The organism is Streptomyces sp. NPDC079141 (assembly GCF_040686775.1).
In the GTDB taxonomy this organism is placed as follows: Bacteria; Actinomycetota; Actinomycetes; order Streptomycetales; family Streptomycetaceae; genus Streptomyces.
Genome location: NZ_JBFBLP010000018.1, coordinates 62350 through 77933 on the forward strand (window position 1 = coordinate 62350; position 15584 = coordinate 77933).

General features: G+C 70.3%; 16 protein-coding genes. 6 read left to right on the forward strand and 10 right to left on the reverse strand.

Going from position 1 to position 15584, the window contains the following annotated elements; translation table 11 throughout:
* Nucleotides 1–43: 43 nt before the first annotated feature.
* Together argG and AB0Q90_RS34840 are read right to left on the reverse strand one after the other, a co-directional pair.
* Nucleotides 44–1486 (reverse strand): argininosuccinate synthase, encoded by a 1443-nt coding sequence (argG, locus tag AB0Q90_RS34835; protein WP_363161801.1) that lies wholly within the window; start codon nt 1484–1486, stop codon nt 44–46.
* 97 nt (nt 1487–1583) lie between these two features.
* Nucleotides 1584–2477, reverse strand: coding sequence for an NYN domain-containing protein (locus AB0Q90_RS34840; RefSeq protein ID WP_363161802.1), 894 nt, complete (start codon nt 2475–2477; stop codon nt 1584–1586).
* Nucleotides 2478–2672: 195 nt separating this feature from the next.
* On the opposite strand from AB0Q90_RS34840, the gene AB0Q90_RS34845 reads away from it, so the two are divergent.
* Nucleotides 2673–2825, forward strand: a complete 153-nt coding sequence (locus AB0Q90_RS34845; RefSeq protein ID WP_018544351.1) for a hypothetical protein — start codon at nt 2673–2675, stop codon at nt 2823–2825.
* A 74-nt stretch (nt 2826–2899) separates the two neighbouring features.
* Here AB0Q90_RS34845 and AB0Q90_RS34850 read toward each other — a convergent pair whose 3' ends face one another.
* From AB0Q90_RS34850 to AB0Q90_RS34865, 4 genes are all read right to left on the reverse strand, one after another.
* A complete protein-coding gene (locus AB0Q90_RS34850; protein WP_363161803.1) occupies nt 2900–3505 on the reverse strand; it encodes a MarC family protein in 606 nt (201 codons plus the stop codon).
* A 52-nt stretch (nt 3506–3557) separates the two neighbouring features.
* On the reverse strand, nt 3558–4415 hold the full coding sequence (locus tag AB0Q90_RS34855) for a PHP domain-containing protein (protein ID WP_363161804.1): 858 nt from the start codon (nt 4413–4415) through the stop codon (nt 3558–3560).
* Nucleotides 4416–4614: 199 nt separating this feature from the next.
* Complete coding sequence (locus AB0Q90_RS34860) at nt 4615–5256, reverse strand: DUF6758 family protein (RefSeq protein ID WP_363161805.1); 642 nt, start codon at nt 5254–5256, stop codon at nt 4615–4617.
* Between the two features lie 174 nt (nt 5257–5430).
* Nucleotides 5431–6015, reverse strand: coding sequence for a suppressor of fused domain protein (locus AB0Q90_RS34865; RefSeq protein WP_363161806.1), 585 nt, complete (start codon nt 6013–6015; stop codon nt 5431–5433).
* A 466-nt stretch (nt 6016–6481) separates the two neighbouring features.
* Between AB0Q90_RS34865 and AB0Q90_RS34870 the strand changes: the two genes are divergently transcribed.
* Together AB0Q90_RS34870 and AB0Q90_RS34875 are read left to right on the forward strand one after the other, a co-directional pair.
* Nucleotides 6482–7609, forward strand: a complete 1128-nt coding sequence (locus AB0Q90_RS34870) for a magnesium and cobalt transport protein CorA (protein ID WP_363161807.1) — start codon at nt 6482–6484, stop codon at nt 7607–7609.
* 23 nt (nt 7610–7632) lie between these two features.
* The gene (locus tag AB0Q90_RS34875) at nt 7633–8145 is read left to right on the forward strand and encodes a hypothetical protein (protein ID WP_363161808.1); all 513 of its coding nucleotides are present in this window, start codon (nt 7633–7635) and stop codon (nt 8143–8145) included.
* On the opposite strand, the gene AB0Q90_RS34880 is transcribed toward AB0Q90_RS34875, so the two are convergent.
* On the reverse strand, nt 8142–8900 hold the full coding sequence (locus AB0Q90_RS34880) for a hypothetical protein (protein WP_363161809.1): 759 nt from the start codon (nt 8898–8900) through the stop codon (nt 8142–8144). The two genes, AB0Q90_RS34875 and AB0Q90_RS34880, sit on opposite strands and share 4 nt — an antisense overlap.
* 181 nt (nt 8901–9081) lie before the next feature.
* On the opposite strand from AB0Q90_RS34880, the gene AB0Q90_RS34885 reads away from it, so the two are divergent.
* The 3 genes from AB0Q90_RS34885 to AB0Q90_RS34895 are packed head-to-tail and all read left to right on the forward strand — an operon-like array spanning nt 9082 to nt 12122.
* A complete protein-coding gene (locus tag AB0Q90_RS34885) occupies nt 9082–10365 on the forward strand; it encodes a CBS domain-containing protein (protein ID WP_363161810.1) in 1284 nt (427 codons plus the stop codon).
* A complete protein-coding gene (locus AB0Q90_RS34890; RefSeq protein WP_363161811.1) occupies nt 10355–10945 on the forward strand; it encodes a DUF1003 domain-containing protein in 591 nt (196 codons plus the stop codon). The genes AB0Q90_RS34885 and AB0Q90_RS34890 overlap by 11 nt, the downstream gene beginning before the upstream one ends.
* Nucleotides 10946–10988: 43 nt before the next feature.
* A complete protein-coding gene (locus AB0Q90_RS34895) occupies nt 10989–12122 on the forward strand; it encodes an Mrp/NBP35 family ATP-binding protein (protein WP_363161812.1) in 1134 nt (377 codons plus the stop codon).
* A 45-nt stretch (nt 12123–12167) separates the two neighbouring features.
* Here the strand turns inward: AB0Q90_RS34895 and AB0Q90_RS34900 are convergent, their stop codons facing one another.
* The 3 genes from AB0Q90_RS34900 to AB0Q90_RS34910 form a co-directional block, all read right to left on the reverse strand.
* Nucleotides 12168–12824 (reverse strand): hypothetical protein, encoded by a 657-nt coding sequence (locus AB0Q90_RS34900; protein WP_363161813.1) that lies wholly within the window; start codon nt 12822–12824, stop codon nt 12168–12170.
* Nucleotides 12825–13055: 231 nt separating this feature from the next.
* Nucleotides 13056–13478: a sec-independent translocase gene (locus tag AB0Q90_RS34905; protein WP_363161814.1), complete on the reverse strand. Its 423-nt coding sequence runs from the start codon at nt 13476–13478 to the stop codon at nt 13056–13058.
* Between the two features lie 182 nt (nt 13479–13660).
* Complete coding sequence (locus tag AB0Q90_RS34910) at nt 13661–15541, reverse strand: trypsin-like peptidase domain-containing protein (RefSeq protein ID WP_363161815.1); 1881 nt, start codon at nt 15539–15541, stop codon at nt 13661–13663.
* Nucleotides 15542–15584 lie beyond the last annotated feature (43 nt).

The window sequence follows — 15584 nt, forward strand, 5'->3', positions numbered from 1 at the left end:
CCCGGCGCCGTACGCCGGACAGGCCCTCCCGGGAGCGGAACCGTCAGTCGGTGCCGAACTCCATCGCCGCGTTGTCGAGCAGCTCGTCGTCCTCGGGGCTCTTGCCGCCGGAGGCGATCGCCTCGGCCCCGCCCTCGGTGAGCGCGCCGATCAGGCTGGTCGCGCCCGCGGCCTCGACCGCCGCCGCCTGCGGGCCGCCGACCATGCCGAGACCGGCGTACAGCTCCAGCTTGGTGCGGGAGTCGGCAATGTCGAGGTTGCGCATGGTGAGCTGGCCGATCCGGTCCACCGGGCCGAAGGCCGCGTCCTCGGTGCGCTCCATGGAGAGCTTGTCCGGGTGGTACGAGAACGCCGGGCCGGTCGTGTCGAGGATCGAGTAGTCCTCGCCGCGCCGCAGCCGCAGCGTCACCTCGCCGGTGACGGCCTGGCCGACCCAGCGCTGGAGCGACTCACGGATCATCAGCGCCTGCGGGTCCAGCCAGCGGCCCTCGTACATCAGCCGGCCGAGACGCCGGCCCTCGTTGTGGTACTGGGCGAGGGTGTCCTCGTTGTGGATGGCGTTGACGAGACGCTCGTACGCGGCGTGCAGCAGGGCCATGCCGGGCGCCTCGTAGATGCCGCGGCTCTTGGCCTCGATGATCCGGTTCTCGATCTGGTCCGACATGCCGAGACCGTGCCGACCGCCGATGGCGTTGGCCTCCATCACCAGGTCGACGGCGGAGGCGAACTCCTTGCCGTTGATGGTGACCGGGCGGCCCTGCTCGAAGCCGATCGTCACGTCCTCGGCGGCGATCTCGATCGACGGGTCCCAGAACTTGACGCCCATGATCGGCTCGACGGTCTCCAGCGAGACGTCCAGGTGCTCCAGGGTCTTGGCCTCGTGGGTGGCGCCCCAGATGTTGGCGTCGGTGGAGTACGCCTTCTCCGTCGAGTCCCGGTAGGGCAGGTCGTGGGCGACCAGCCACTCCGACATCTCCTTGCGGCCGCCGAGCTCGGTCACGAAGTCCGCGTCCAGCCAGGGCTTGTAGATCCGCAGGTGCGGGTTGGCGAGCAGGCCGTAGCGGTAGAACCGCTCGATGTCGTTGCCCTTGAAGGTCGAGCCGTCGCCCCAGATCTGGACGTCGTCCTCAAGCATCGCCCGCACCAGCATGGTGCCGGTGACGGCACGGCCGAGCGGCGTGGTGTTGAAGTAGGCACGCCCGCCCGAGCGGATGTGGAACGCGCCGCAGGTGAGCGCGGCCAGGCCCTCCTCGACCAGCGCCGCGCGGCAGTCAACCAGGCGGGCGATCTCGGCGCCGTAGGTCTTCGCGCGGCCGGGCACCGAGGCGATGTCGGGCTCGTCGTACTGCCCGATGTCGGCCGTGTAGGTGCACGGGATGGCGCCCTTGTCGCGCATCCACGCGACCGCTACGGAGGTGTCGAGGCCGCCGGAGAAGGCGATCCCGACGCGTGAGCCGACGGGCAGGGAGGTGAGCACTTTGGACATGCACACAAGTATGCATGGAATCGCATGAATATGCAACGCCGAGTTGGATCGGTCTTTGAAGGTGCAGGTCAGCGGGGCCCCGCACCCCTGAAACCGCCTAATACTGCGACTGAAGGTGACCCCAGAAGCCGTCCCTCAGCGCCCTCCTCAGATCCGCCTGCCCCCGCAGCGAGTACTGCAGCAGGCCCTCCGCCTCCACCAGCAGGTCCTGGTCCACCGAACCCGGCAGATAGGGATGCCCGGGCAACAGCTCGACGAGCGAGTCCCGCCCCCGCTCCGCCAGCCACTTCGCCGCGATCTGGGCGCCCACGAAGCGGACGTCCTCCCGGGAGGGCCGGGTCGCCGCCGACTCATAGGCGGCCGCGGTGCGGCGCGAGACGTACGGCTTGAAGAATTCGAGGTCGAAGGTGCGCTGGCTGTCGACCTCCCAGAGGAGCGGCTCCGCCTGGTTGCGGCCCTCCGGGGCCTCGATGCCCCACAGGTGGACCCGCGCGCCGTAGCCCTGCGCCGCCTCCACCGCGGACACCAGGTCCTCGTCGCCGCCGAGCAGTGCCGCGTCGCTGATGGCGCGGTGCCGGGCGAGGGACTCCAGATCGGTACGGATCAGCGAGTCGACGCCCTTCTGCTGGTTGTTGGCATTGAGGTTGCCGAGCCGGACCTTCACATCCGGGAGCTCGGCGATCGACTGCTGCTCGGCGGTGTGGATACGGCGCCTGGCACCGTCGTACCAGTAGACCCGCAGCAGCCTGCTGTCGGCGAAGATCGTCCGGGCGCGGTCGATGAGCGCCTCGATGAGCCCCTCGGCGTCCAGGTCGAAGGCGCGCCGGTCCTCCGTGCCGGCGACCAGCCGGCCCGCGGCCGCGTACAGATACCCCGCGTCGACGAAGATCGCATGGGTCGAGGGTGTCTTCGCCACCTCGGCGAGCATGCGCGTGAGCAGTTCGTTGGTGCGGTCGATGCGGGCACTCAGGGCCGCGAGGTCGTCGTTCATCACCCCCATTGTCCCGGCGGTCACGCTGCGAACACAACCGGTCCCAGCGCGTCCCGGAACACCCGGCTTACCCGTTGGTAGTTAGCCGTTCGAAAAATTTCTTTAGCGTAGGGAATGTTTGTAACACGCAGCCCGTTGACTCCTCACGTACGCAGAAATTCTCCGCAGGAGGATGACCAGACGAAGGGAGAAGCCATGCGCTTCGAGATCATGCGACTCGACGAGGTCGACGGCACCACCGTGGACACCACCGTCGTGGACGCCGCCTCCGTCAACCGGATCGTTCAGCAGGCCGCCGCCATCGGGCAGCGACTGTGGATTCGCCCGGCCGACACCACGGCCTCGTAACCCGCGAGTCCCTCATACTTCGGAGCCCCGTACGGCATCGACGCCGTACGGGGCTCCGCTTGTGTCCACGGGGCTCAGCTGCCCTGGATCACCTGGGTGACGCCGTTGATGATCTGCTGCACCGCGATCGCGGAGAGCATCATGCCCGCGAGCCGGGTCACCAGGACCACGCCGCCGTCCTTGATGACGCGGATGATCAGCAGCGAGTACCGCATCACCAGCCACAGCACGACATGGATGGCGAGGATCGCCGACCACACCGACACCTGCGTCGCGACGCTGTCGGCCTTCTGCACGGCCAGGATGACGGACACGATCGCGCCCGGCCCGGCCAGCAGCGGCATGCCCAGCGGCACGAGGGCGACGTTGACGTCCTTGGTCTGCTTCGGCTCGTCCGTCTTGCCGGTGAGCAGGTCGAGGGCGATGAGCAGGAGCAGCAGCCCGCCCGCGATCATCAGCGCGGGCACGGACACATGCAGGTAGTTCAGGATCTGGTGGCCGAGGAGCCCGAAGACCGTGATCACTCCGCCGGCCACACAGACGGCCTGGAAGGCCATGCGCTTCTGCACCTTGGCCGGACGGCCGGAGGTCAGCGCAAGGAAGATCGGGGTGATCCCAGGGGGATCCATGATGACAAAAAGGGTCAGAAACAGAGAGCCGAAGACGGCAACGTCGAACATCAGTGAAGGGGCCTTGCTAAGAAACGAACGGGACGAGCCTGGAGGTGGTGCCTCAGGCCCCGCCGGTCCCGGGCACCGGGAACGCCCCGGTCGCGCGCCGCGTGATCTCTCCGTAGACCTCGGGGTCGGTCAGGTTCTCGCCGAGCACGCAGGTCTTGCGGCTGCCGTGGTAGTCGCTGGAGCCGGTCATCAGCAGACCCAGCTCCTTGCCGAGGCCGCGCAGCCGCGCCCGGGTGTCCGGGTCGTGGTCCATGTGGTCGACCTCGATGCCGTCGAGTCCGGCGGCGGCCATCTCGGCGATCGCCGACTCCGGCACCGTCTGCCCGCGCTTCACGGCGGCGGGGTGCGCGAACACCGCGACGCCGCCCGCGCCCTTGATCAGCCGGATGGCCTCGAAGGGGTCGGTCTCGTGCTTCTCCACGAAGGCCCGCCCGCCGTCGGCCAGCCAGTCCTGCGTGAACGCGTCACCCACGGTCGGCACGACCCCGAGCTCGACGAGCGCGGAGGCGACATGCGGCCGCCCGACGGACCCGTCCCCGGCGATCCGCAGGACCTGCTCCCAGGTCACGGGCACGCCCAGCTCGTTCAGCTTGGCGATCATCCCCTTGGCGCGCGGCACCCGGTCGTCCCGCACGAGCTCACGCTCGGCGAGCAGGTCCGGCTCCTCGGGGTCGAAGAGGTAGGCCAGCATGTGCATGCTGACACCGTCGATACGACAGGACAGCTCGGCGCCGGTGACCAGAGTGAGCCCCTGCGGCAGCGCGGCAATGGCCTCCGCATACCCACGGGTCGTGTCGTGATCGGTGAGCGCCACGACGTCCAGCCCGGCAGCGGCAGCGTTGCGCACCAGCTCGGCGGGGCTGTCCGTACCGTCGGAAGCAGTGGAGTGGGTGTGCAGGTCGATACGCACTCGCGAACTCCAAAGGGTGACGGTACGGGAGCGGACGCTCCAGCATAACGGCTCCGGAGACCCACTTGTCACAGTCGAACCCAGGGTTCACTTGTTACTAACGTCCGTGACATGCGCGCAAGGGGCGCGGGGAACTGCGCGAGAAACCACCACACACCCGCACCCGCAGAACAGCTCCAACCACCCGAGCCACTGGGCGCTACGGCTCAAGCAAGCGCGGCGAAAGCGCTCCGCACGGCACCAGCTCCACCTCGGCCCCCGCATCCCGCAGATCCGTCAGCACCAGCTCGTCGTACATCAGCAGCCCGGTCTGCTCGGGCCACACCACCGCCCACAGCCACAGCCCCAGCGCCTCGCCCGCGAAGACGGCACGGTCGTCGGGCGTCCCGGTGACATGCCAGAGCGGAGTAGGCCGGCCCGCCGCCAGCACCTTCGCCTGCGGGGGCTTCTCGACGCTCATGTACGGCCCCGGGTCCGGTCCGTCGATGCCCGCGTACCGCGCGCCGAGCCCGACCCCGAGCTCCTCGGCCACCAGGATCAGCTCACCCATGCCGCCGAGCGGACCGGGACCGGTACAGGCGACGGCGGTCGCCCGCCCGCCACTGCGGTCGTCCCCCGCGCACGCCACACCCGTGTGAAGCCATCCGACCGGCAGCGGCCATGGCATCCACACCGGCACCTGCGTGCGGTGCACCACGACGCTGAGGGCCTCGACGCTGGGCGGGATCACGGGCTGCAGCGGATGCACGGTGCCGTGCACATCGCACTGCCAGGAATCGGCGAAGAGTCCGGGAGCCCTGACCCGGCCACCACACTTCGGGCAACTGGGTTCGCCCCTCATAGGGCCCCACGGTCCTACCCCTTCCTCCTCACGTCAAGGACGATCACCCGTCCGGGCGGAACCGCTTCACCGGCCAATTTTGGATGCATATGGCATTAATTAGGTCGACTAACATGCCGTGCGCATCCGGTGCTCACCAACTGACGTACACCAGCCGCCCGTTGGTGAGCTTGCTCACGCCAGGGAGACCGGGGCGCGGGACGGATCCCTGAGGTCCGTCCCGTTCGTCAGCCAGCGCTCCTGGAGGGCCTGGGCGCCGTGCACGCGCTTCCAGGCGGCCTCGTTCGGGGTCATGGGCAGCAGGGGCAGGAAGTGCACGGGGTCCATGGGCTCGTCCAGCTCCAGGTCCTCCACCAGGCCGCCCGGCTCGGCGACCAGGACCGAGGTGAACGGGGCGCCGGGCCACAGGGGTTCGCCGACGTCCAGGGACGCCCCCGGGGCCACGACGACACCTTCCACCTGCGGGGACGCGGCGAGCACCGCCAGCGTCCGGAGCACCTTGTCCGTGTCGGCGAGGCCGGCGCGCACGGAGAGGACCAGCTCGGCGCGGGGCCCCTTGACCGGGTCGGCGAGCATCGCGTTGGGGTCCGTCATCGGCTGGGCGGACATGCCTAGCGTGGCGTAGCGGACGATGTCGTCCTCGTGGAAACGGAGCACCTCGATGCGGTCCGTGCCGAGGAAGGTGACCGCGGCGCGGGCGTCCGGTTCACCCAGCGCGGAGAGCAACCGGGCCTCGACCAGAGGAAGAACATCAGTCATGCGGCGAGCATAGAACTCGTCAGTACCGGGCAAAGCCGCGCCTTGACACTTCAGTCGGCTGATACTCTTGCCCGGTGGTTCGGGGCAGCACGCAGAAGCGTCGCGGTCAGGCCCCGACGCCGACGAAACTCCCCTACGGGGGACCGGCCGGAGGAGGTGGGGCTGTCATGGATCGAAGTCGACCGTGCAGTAGCACCCGCTCTTCCCGCCGCTGACGTAGCTGCTCTGCTTCCTAGCCGGCTGCCACCTCTCGTCTGCCTTTCACCGCGGAAGAGCCTTTGTCTCGTTTTGCCTGATCTGCCTGTCAGTAGCAGCAGCTGAATCAGCAACGAAGCTCGCCACCGCGACGGTGCGGTGCTCCCCGCTTTGTGGACGTGCCAAACATCCGCAGTCTGGACGTCCCCATTCCGGGCAGTTCCACCCGCCGCGGGCGGCCTTTCGTTGCTCTCCCGCGAAGGAGCCTGCCATGTCGATGATCCGTGACCTGCGCGCCGCGGTCCGCCCGTCCCGTCCCTCGCTCGCCAAGGGGACGCGCCTGGACAGCGGCGCGTACGACGCCACGCGCGACCCCTCGACGCCCTCCGCCGTCGTCGACTGCGCCGTCTACCGCGACGGTGCCCGCGTCGAGTGCGGCAGGTCGCTGAGCCCGCACGAGGCGATGCGCCAGGTGCGGCGCGACGGCGGCTTCGTGTGGATCGGGCTGCACGAGCCGACCGAGGCCGAATTCGCCGGTATCGCCAGCGAGTTCGGGCTGCACCCGCTGGCCGTGGAGGACGCGGTCCAGGCCCACCAGCGCCCCAAGCTGGAGCGCTACGACGACTCCCTCTTCACCGTCTTCAAGACCGTCCACTACGTCGAGCACGACGAACTCACCGCCACCAGCGAGGTCGTGGAGACCGGCGAGGTCATGTGCTTCACCGGACGGGACTTCTTCATCACCGTCCGGCACGGCGGGCAGGGCTCGTTGCGGGCGCTGCGCCACCGGCTGCAGGACGACCCGGAGTTGCTCGCCAAGGGCCCCTCGGCCGTGCTGCACGCCATCGCCGACCATGTCGTCGACGGGTACATCGCGGTGGCCGACGCGCTCCAGGACGACATCGACGACGTGGAGACGGACGTCTTCTCGCCGGGCCGCAAGGGCAGCCCGCGCGGCACGGACGCCGGCCGGATCTACCAACTCAAGCGCGAGATCCTGGAGTTCAAGCGCGCGGTGTCGCCGCTGCTGCGGCCCATGCAGCTGCTCAGCGAGCGGCCGATGCGGCTGATCGACCCGGACATCCAGAAGTACTTCCGGGACGTCGCCGACCATGTCGCCCGGGTGCACGAGCAGGTCATCGGCTTCGACGAGCTCCTCAACTCCATCCTCCAGGCCAACCTCGCGCAGGCGTCCGTGGCGCAGAACGAGGACATGCGGAAGATCACCTCATGGGCCGCCATCATCGCCGTACCGACGATGGTGTGTGGCGTCTACGGGATGAACTTCGAGCACATGCCGGAGCTGCGCTGGAAGTACGGCTACCCGCTGGTGCTCGGCGTCACCGTGATGATCTGTCTCGGTATCCACCGCACCCTCAAGCGCAACGGCTGGCTCTGAGCACGCCTGGATAGGCTGGGCTCATGACAAGCGAGCTGCTCGACCAGGCCCTCGTCGAGGAGGCCACGAAGAAGTCCGGGCTCATCTGGGTCAAGGGGCCGGGTGTTCCCGCGCGGGCCCTGTGGCACGTGTGGCACGACGGCGCGGCCTGTGTCGTCGGCGACGGGCCCGGCGAGCAGCCGCTGTCCGGGCTCTCCGACGGGGCCGCCGCCGAGGTGACGGTGCGCAGCAAGGACAAGGGGGGCCGGCTGGTCTCCTGGACGGCGAAGGTCGTGGAGCTGACGTCGGGCTCCGAGCAGTGGGAGGCGACGGTCGCCGAGCTCAAGGGCAAGCGGCTGAACGCGCCCGACGGCGAGGAGATGCCGCACCGCTGGTCGCGCGAGTGCCGGGTGCTCCGCCTGGAGCCGACGGGGACCACAGCGCCCCTGCCTGACGGCGACCTGGCGGCGGCGCCGGTGCCGTCGCCTGCGACGACGCGTCAGCCGATTCCCGCGGGGCTGCCCCGGCTGCTGCTGAAGAAGCGCCGCAAGGGCTAGGACGTCGGCAGCTGCACGCCGTAGTCCACCGTCTCGTTCTTCTTCGGCTTCTCCAGGGTGAAGTCCTTGCCCCAGGCCGAGAAGGTGAGCGTGCCGGCGCCGCCGCCGCGGACCAGGCGCAGGGGGTACGGCTTGCCCTCCAGGGAGACGTCCAGGGTGCCGCCGGAGCCGTCGTCGCCGGTGATGCGGATGGTGCGGATGCCGGACTGCTCGTGATGGCCGTCCGTCGCCAGGCTGCCGTGCAGGGTCAGCAGGCCGTCGAGCAGCACGTCCATGTCCGTGAAGCCGCTGAACTTCTTGTACGAGGGGTCACCCTTGGGCACCTTGACGTACTTGCCGTCGAGCTTCTCCGCGGCCGCCGCGTCCGCGCTCTCGTCGTCGCCCTTGCCGTCCTGGTGGCTCCAGAAGCCCGCGTCGGCCATGAGGAACAGCTGCTCGTCGATCCGCAGCAGCTGGAAGGTCGCCCCCTCGGAGGTGACGGATCCCATGCCGCCGTCGGCCTTCAGCCGCATGTCGAGTTTGTAAGTGCGCCCGCTGGTGACCACGTTCCCGGACAGACGCACCGCGTCGGCGGACTCGGCGGCCGTACGGGTCTTGCGCTGGATCTGGTCGGCGGGCAGCTTGCCCACCCCGTTCGTGCCCGCGTCGGGGTCGTCACCGCCGCATCCCGTCAGCCCCGTTCCCGTCACGACCAGGGCGCACATCGCGCTCACCAGCGCGGCCCGGCGGGTACGGCCCTGGGGAATCGCAGTCACAGGTGGGCTGCCTTTCTGAGGGGGTGCGGAACGGCGTACGGCAGCGTACCGGGGTCGCGGAAGCCGAGCGGAGCCAGACCGTCCGGACCGCTCACCAGGGCGTATCCGATCGGGACGGGCTAGCCTGAAGCCCATCCGAGCGGGCAAAAGGGACATAGGAACGGCAAGGAGGAGGTGGGACATGGCAGCCGGCGCACCCCGGGTCTTCGTCTCGCACCTCTCCGGCGTCGCCGCCTTCGACCCGAACGGTGACCAGGTGGGGCGGGTACGCGATCTCGTCGTCATGCTGCGGGTCGGCCGACGGCCCCCGCGGCTGCTCGGGCTCGTCGTCGAACTGTCCACCCGGCGCCGCATCTTCCTGCCCATGACCCGGGTGACCAGCATCGAGTCCGGACAGGTCATCACCACCGGAGTGCTCAACGTCCGCCGCTTCGAGCAGCGGCCCACCGAGCGGCTGGTCTTCGGCGAGCTGCTCGACCGGCGGGTCACGCTCGTCGAGACCGGCGAGGAGGTCACCGTCCTGGATCTGTCGGTGCAGCAGCTGCCGGCCCGGCGGGACTGGGAGATCGACCGTGTCTTCGTGCGCAAGGGCGGCAAGAGCGGGCCGCTCAGGCGGGCCAAGGGCGAGTCGCTGACCGTCGAGTGGTCCGCCGTCACCGGGTTCTCCCTGGAGGAGAAGGGCCAGGGCGCCGAGAACCTGCTCGCCACCTTCGAGCAGCTGCGCCCCGCCGACCTCGCCAACGTGCTGCACCACCTCTCCCCCAAACGGCGCGCCGAGGTCGCCGCCGCCCTCGACGACGACCGGCTGGCCGACGTGCTCGAAGAGCTGCCGGAGGACGACCAGATCGAGATCCTCGGCAAGCTGAAGGAGGAGCGGGCCGCCGACGTCCTGGAGGCCATGGACCCGGACGACGCGGCCGACCTCCTCTCCGAGCTGCCGGAGCAGGACAAGGAGCGGCTGCTGAGCCTGATGCAGCCCGACGACGCGGCCGACATGCGGCGGCTGATGGCGTACGAGGAGCACACGGCCGGCGGTCTGATGACGACCGAGCCGATCGTGCTGCGGCCCGACGCCACCGTCGCCGACGCCCTCGCCCGGGTCCGCAACCCCGACCTCTCCCCCGCGCTCGCCGCCCAGGTCTACGTCTGCCGCCCGCCCGACGAGACGCCGACCGGCAAGTACCTCGGCACGGTCCACTTCCAGCGCCTGCTGCGCGACCCGCCGTACACCCTGGTCAGCGCCCTGCTCGACGACGACCTGCAAGCGCTCGCCCCGGACGCCGCGCTGCCGGTCATCGCCGGGTTCTTCGCCACGTACGACATGGTCGCGGCGCCCGTCGTCGACGAGTCCGGGTCGCTGCTGGGCGCGATCACCGTGGACGACGTACTGGACCACATGCTGCCCGAGGACTGGCGGGAGACCGAGTTCCACCTCGACGAGGGGGCGGCGGCACATGGCTCCTGAGCGAGAGGGCACCCGCGAGCGCGCGGTGTCCGGGGCGACCGCGGCCGGCCGTCCCAGGGCCCGGCTCGACCAGCCGCGGCCGCCGCGCCGGCGGCTGCTGCCCGAGTGGGACCCGGAGGCCTTCGGACGGCTCTCGGAGCGCATCGCACGCTTCCTCGGCACCGGACGGTTCATCGTCTGGATGACGGTCGTCATCATCGTGTGGGTGCTGTGGAACATCTTCGCGCCGCGCGACCTGAAGTTCGACGAGTACCCCTTCATCTTCCTGACCCTGATGCTCTCCCTCCAGGCCTCCTACGCGGCCCCGCTGATCCTGCTCGCGCAGAACCGGCAGGACGACCGCGACCGGGTCAACCTCGAACAGGACCGCAAGCAGAACGAGCGGTCGATCGCGGACACCGAGTATCTGACCCGCGAGATCGCCGCGCTGCGGATCGGCCTCGGCGAGGTGGCGACCCGCGACTGGATCCGCTCCGAGCTCACCGACCTGATGAAGGACCTGGACGGACACCGGGTGGACGGCAGCCATGTCGTATTCCCGGCAGAACGGTCCCACGGACGTGACGTAGACGACCGGTGACGGGCATCCCGAGGCCCCCGCAGTGCGCCGTACCATCGTCCTTATGGTTACGGAAGACGCGGTGCGCGAAGCACTGTCGACGGTGAACGACCCCGAGATCAACCGCCCCATCACCGAACTCGGGATGGTCAAGTCGGTGGAGATCGGCGCGGACGGAGCGGTCGCGGTCACGGTGTACCTGACGGTCTCCGGCTGCCCGATGCGGGACACGATCACGCAGCGCGTCACCGAGGCGGTATCCCGGGTCGAGGGAGTCACCGGCGTCGGCGTCTCGCTCGACGTGATGAGCGACGAGCAGCGCAAGGAGCTGGCGACCGCGCTGCGCGGCGGCCAGACCGAGCGCGAGGTCCCGTTCGCCAAGCCGGGCTCGCTGACCCGCGTGTACGCGGTCGCGTCCGGCAAGGGCGGCGTCGGCAAGTCGTCGGTGACGGTGAACCTGGCGGCGGCGATGGCCGCGGACGGGCTGAAGGTCGGTGTCGTGGACGCCGACATCTACGGCCACAGCGTGCCGCGCATGCTGGGCGCCGACGGCCGTCCGACCCAGGTCGAGAACATGATCATGCCGCCGTCCGCGAACGGCGTGAAGGTCATCTCCATCGGCATGTTCACGCCGGGCAACGCCCCGGTCGTGTGGCGCGGCCCGATGCTGCACCGGGCTCTCCAGCAGTTCCTGGCGGACGTGTACTGGGGCGACCTGGACGTCCTGCTGCTGGACCTGCCGCCCGGCACGGGTGACATCGCGATCTCCGTCGCCCAGCTGGTGCCGAACGCCGAGATCCTGGTCGTGACGACCCCGCAGCAGGCGGCGGCCGAGGTCGCCGAGCGCGCGGGCTCCATCGCCGTCCAGACCCACCAGAAGATCGTCGGTGTCGTCGAGAACATGTCCGGCCTGCCCTGCCCGCACTGCGGCGAGATGGTCGACGTCTTCGGCACGGGCGGCGGCCAGACGGTCGCCGACGGCCTCACCCGCACGACGGGCGCCACGGTCCCGGTCCTGGGCTCCATCCCGATCGACGTCCGCCTGCGCGAGGGCGGCGACGAGGGCAAGCCGGTCGTCCTGACGGACCCGGACAGCCCGGCGGGCGCGGCCCTGCGGGGCATCGCGGGCAAGCTGGGCGGACGGCAGCGGGGTCTTTCGGGACTGTCGCTGGGGATCACCCCGAAGAACAAGTTCTAGCCCTACGACAAAGGGGGCGCCGCACACCCGGCGGCGCCCCTTTTCTCATGCGTACTCGCCGATGTCCTTGACCATGGCGAAGCCGAGCCCGTAGGCGCTCATGCCTCTGCCGTACGCCCCCACGTGCACACCCTCCTGGGTGGACCCGGCGAGCACCCAGCCGAACTCCGACTCGCGGTAGTGGAACGGCGTCGGCACCCCGTCCACCGGCAGGGACAGCGTCGACCACTCGGGGCCGTCCAGATCGTCGGCCAGCGCCCACGCCGTCTCCGTCTGCTGATCCAGCCAGTCGTCCCGCAGTGAGTGGTCCATCTGCCCGGGCCAGGTGAACGACAGCAGCCCGACGCCGGCCAGCCACGCGGCCGACGAGACCGACGTCGCCTCCAGCAGCCCCGTGCCGTCCGCACTCCGCCGGGAGGGGTTCGCGGCGACGGTCACCACGACCGCGAACTTCTCCCGGTCCTCCGTCGCCTCGTTCCGTACGGAGGGTTCGTCGCCGTGTCCGATCGATCCGTGCTCGACGGCCCCGTCGGCCGCCGTACCGACCTGCATCAGCCAGCGCGGCCCCGTGAACGCCTCGTCGAGGCCGTACCACGGGAAGGGCGCCAGCAGGTAGCCGTCGACCGTACGCCGGGCGGAGGGGACCTGCTGTCCGCCCTCCGCGGCCGGCGCCTGCGCGACTGCCCTACTCGTCGTCTCCATGTGCCCGGACGCCTCCTCGCTCTCGTCGGATCCGGGCGGCCCGCCCCCCTTCGGGCGTACTCGTCCGGTCCCACAACAACTCGGCAGCATAGCCACACCGCTGAGAGCAGCCGGGAAACCGGCCGACGCGCGGGGCGCTGCGGGGGCGGGTTCAGGCCGCGCGTGCCCCCGGGCGGAGTATGAAACGCATCACGTACGACGCCGCGCGCCCGCGCGTCGTGCCGCTACGGCTCAGGTGGCGTCCGTGTCGTAGGCGGGCCGCTCGTCGGGCTTCTTCGTCATGTCGACGCGGTCGCCGGAGGAGCTGGACGAGGAGGAGGACGACTCGGAGTCGCGGCCGTGGACCGCGTCGGTGACCTCGGCCATCTCCTTCTTCAGGTCGAAGCCGTTGCGGATCTCCTTGATCCCCAGGTCGTCGTTGTCCAGCTGCTTGCGGATGAACGTCTTGGGGTTGAGGTCCTCGAACTCGAAGTCCTTGAACTCCGGCCCGAGTTCCTGCCGGATGTCCTGCTTGGCGCTCTCGGAGAACTCACGGATCTTCCGGATCGTCCGTGTGACGTCCTGGATGACCTTCGGGAGCTTGTCCGGACCGAAGACGAGCACGGCAAGGACGATGAGCGTCACCAGCTCTAGCGCACCTATGTCATTGAACACCTGAAGCTCCTTGCGATCCGGGCCGGGTCCACGGTACCCGGCGATCCCCTACGACCGGTACTGTCCCGAGGCTTCCGAGTGCGGGCATGCGTGCGGTTTTCCGGGCTTTTTGCCTTGTCAGGCCCTGTGTGCGGCCGCTCCCGGGGGCCGCGCTGTGAGGTTTCTGTGAGTCCTGCGGCTCCTCAGCTGCCGGCGGAGGAGCCGAGAACCAGCGAAATGGTCATTTCCCTGCCGTTGCGCTCCAGCGTCAGTTCCAGCCGGTCGCCCGGACGGTGGGCGCGGGTCTTGACGATGAGTTCCTCGCCGGAGTGGATGCGCTGCCCGTCGACCTCGGTGATCACATCGCCGGGCTCGATTCCGGCCTTGTCGCCGGGGCCGCCCGAGGTGACCGCGGATCCGCCGTCGCTGCCCTTGGTGCCGACGCGCGCGCCGTCGCCCGTGTAGTCCATGTCGAGGGTGACGCCGATGACCGGGTGCGTGGCCCGGCCGGTGTTGATCAGCTCCTCGGCGACGCGCTTGCCCTGGTTGATCGGGATGGCGAAGCCGAGCCCTATGGAACCGGCCTGACCGCCCTCCGGGTCGGAGCCGCTGTCGGCGGAGCGGATGGCGGAGTTGATGCCGATCACCCGGGCCTTGGCGTCCAGGAGCGGGCCGCCGGAGTTGCCGGGGTTGATGGGCGCGTCGGTCTGCAACGCGTCCACGTACGACACATCGCTTCCGTCGCCGCTCTCGCCGCCGGCGGTGATCGGCCGTTCCTTGGCGCTGATGATGCCGGAGGTGACGGTGCCCTCCAGGTCGTAGGGGGCGCCGATGGCGACGACGGGGTCGCCTACCTGGACGTTGTCGGAGTTGCCGAGCGGCAGGGCGGTCAGCCCGCTGACGCCCGTCACCTTCACCACGGCGAGGTCGTATCCGCTGTCCCGGCCCACGACGGTGGCCTTGGCGGTGTCGCCGCTGTGGAAGGTCACGGAGATCTCGCCGTCGGCCCCGGCCGGTTCGACGACGTGGTTGTTGGTGAGGATGTGCCCCTTGTCGTCGAGGACGAAGCCGGTGCCGGTGCCCTGCTCCTCGGCGCCGGACACATGCAGGGTGACGACGCTGGGCAGGGCACGGGCGGCGATCCCGGCCACGGTGTCCGGGGCCCGCCCGGTGGGCTCCGCCGCCGCCTGCGGCAGCTCCACGTCCCCGACGCCGCCGTTGCGCTCCAGGTACGCCCCTACGGCGCCTCCGACGCCACCGGAGACGAGCGCGAGCAGCACGGCTCCGGTGAGCAGGACCTTCCGCCCTCTCTTGCGCCGCTGCTCCGTGGTGGGGACCGCGGCACCGTTCTGCTGGAGGGGGGCGGCGGCGAGGGGGGTCGCGGACCAGGGGTCGTAGTTCTGCCAGGGGGTGGGGGCCGGGGCAGCGACGGGGGCCGGGGTGCCGACGGAGGGCTGGGCGCCGGGGGCCGGCGGCGGGGTCTGCGTGCCGTGGACCTGCGGCGGGGTTGGCGTTACTGGAACCGGCGTCGGGGTCTGCATGCCGGGAACCTGCGGCGGGGTCGGCGTCGCCGGAACCGGGGCCGGCGGCGTGCCGAGGCCCGGTGTGGACGGCGGCGCCGGTATCGCCGTGCCGTTGGCGGGTGTCGTCGCCGGGTGCTGTACGGGCGGGGCGGGTGCCCAGGGGCCCGGCTCACCGTACGGCGGGGTGCTGTAGGGGTCGGGGTCGTGCAGGGGCCGGGGTCGCTCGTCCGCGGGGGCGGCGGCACCGGCAGCGGGCGCTGCGGCCTCGGCGACGGCCTCCACGACGGCCTCCGCGGCGGACGGAGCCTCGGCTGTGGGCCGGCTCAGCTCGTAGTCACCGTCGGAGGAACTCGGCGCCACGGGCTGCTCCAGCTCGAAGTCGCCGCTCTCGGAGGTGTCCGAGGGAACCGCCTCCACCCCCGTGCCCGCGGGCCGCTCCAGCTCGAAGTCGCCGTCCTCGTTCGGAACCGGTGTCGGCGAAGCCCCTTCCGTCCGGGCCGCAGGGCCCTGGAGCCGAGGCCGGCTCCACCACTTCGCCTTCGTGGGCTTCCCCTCGTCCATGTTCTCCCCACAGCTGGCCACGGCACGGCTCGTCGGCGGTGGC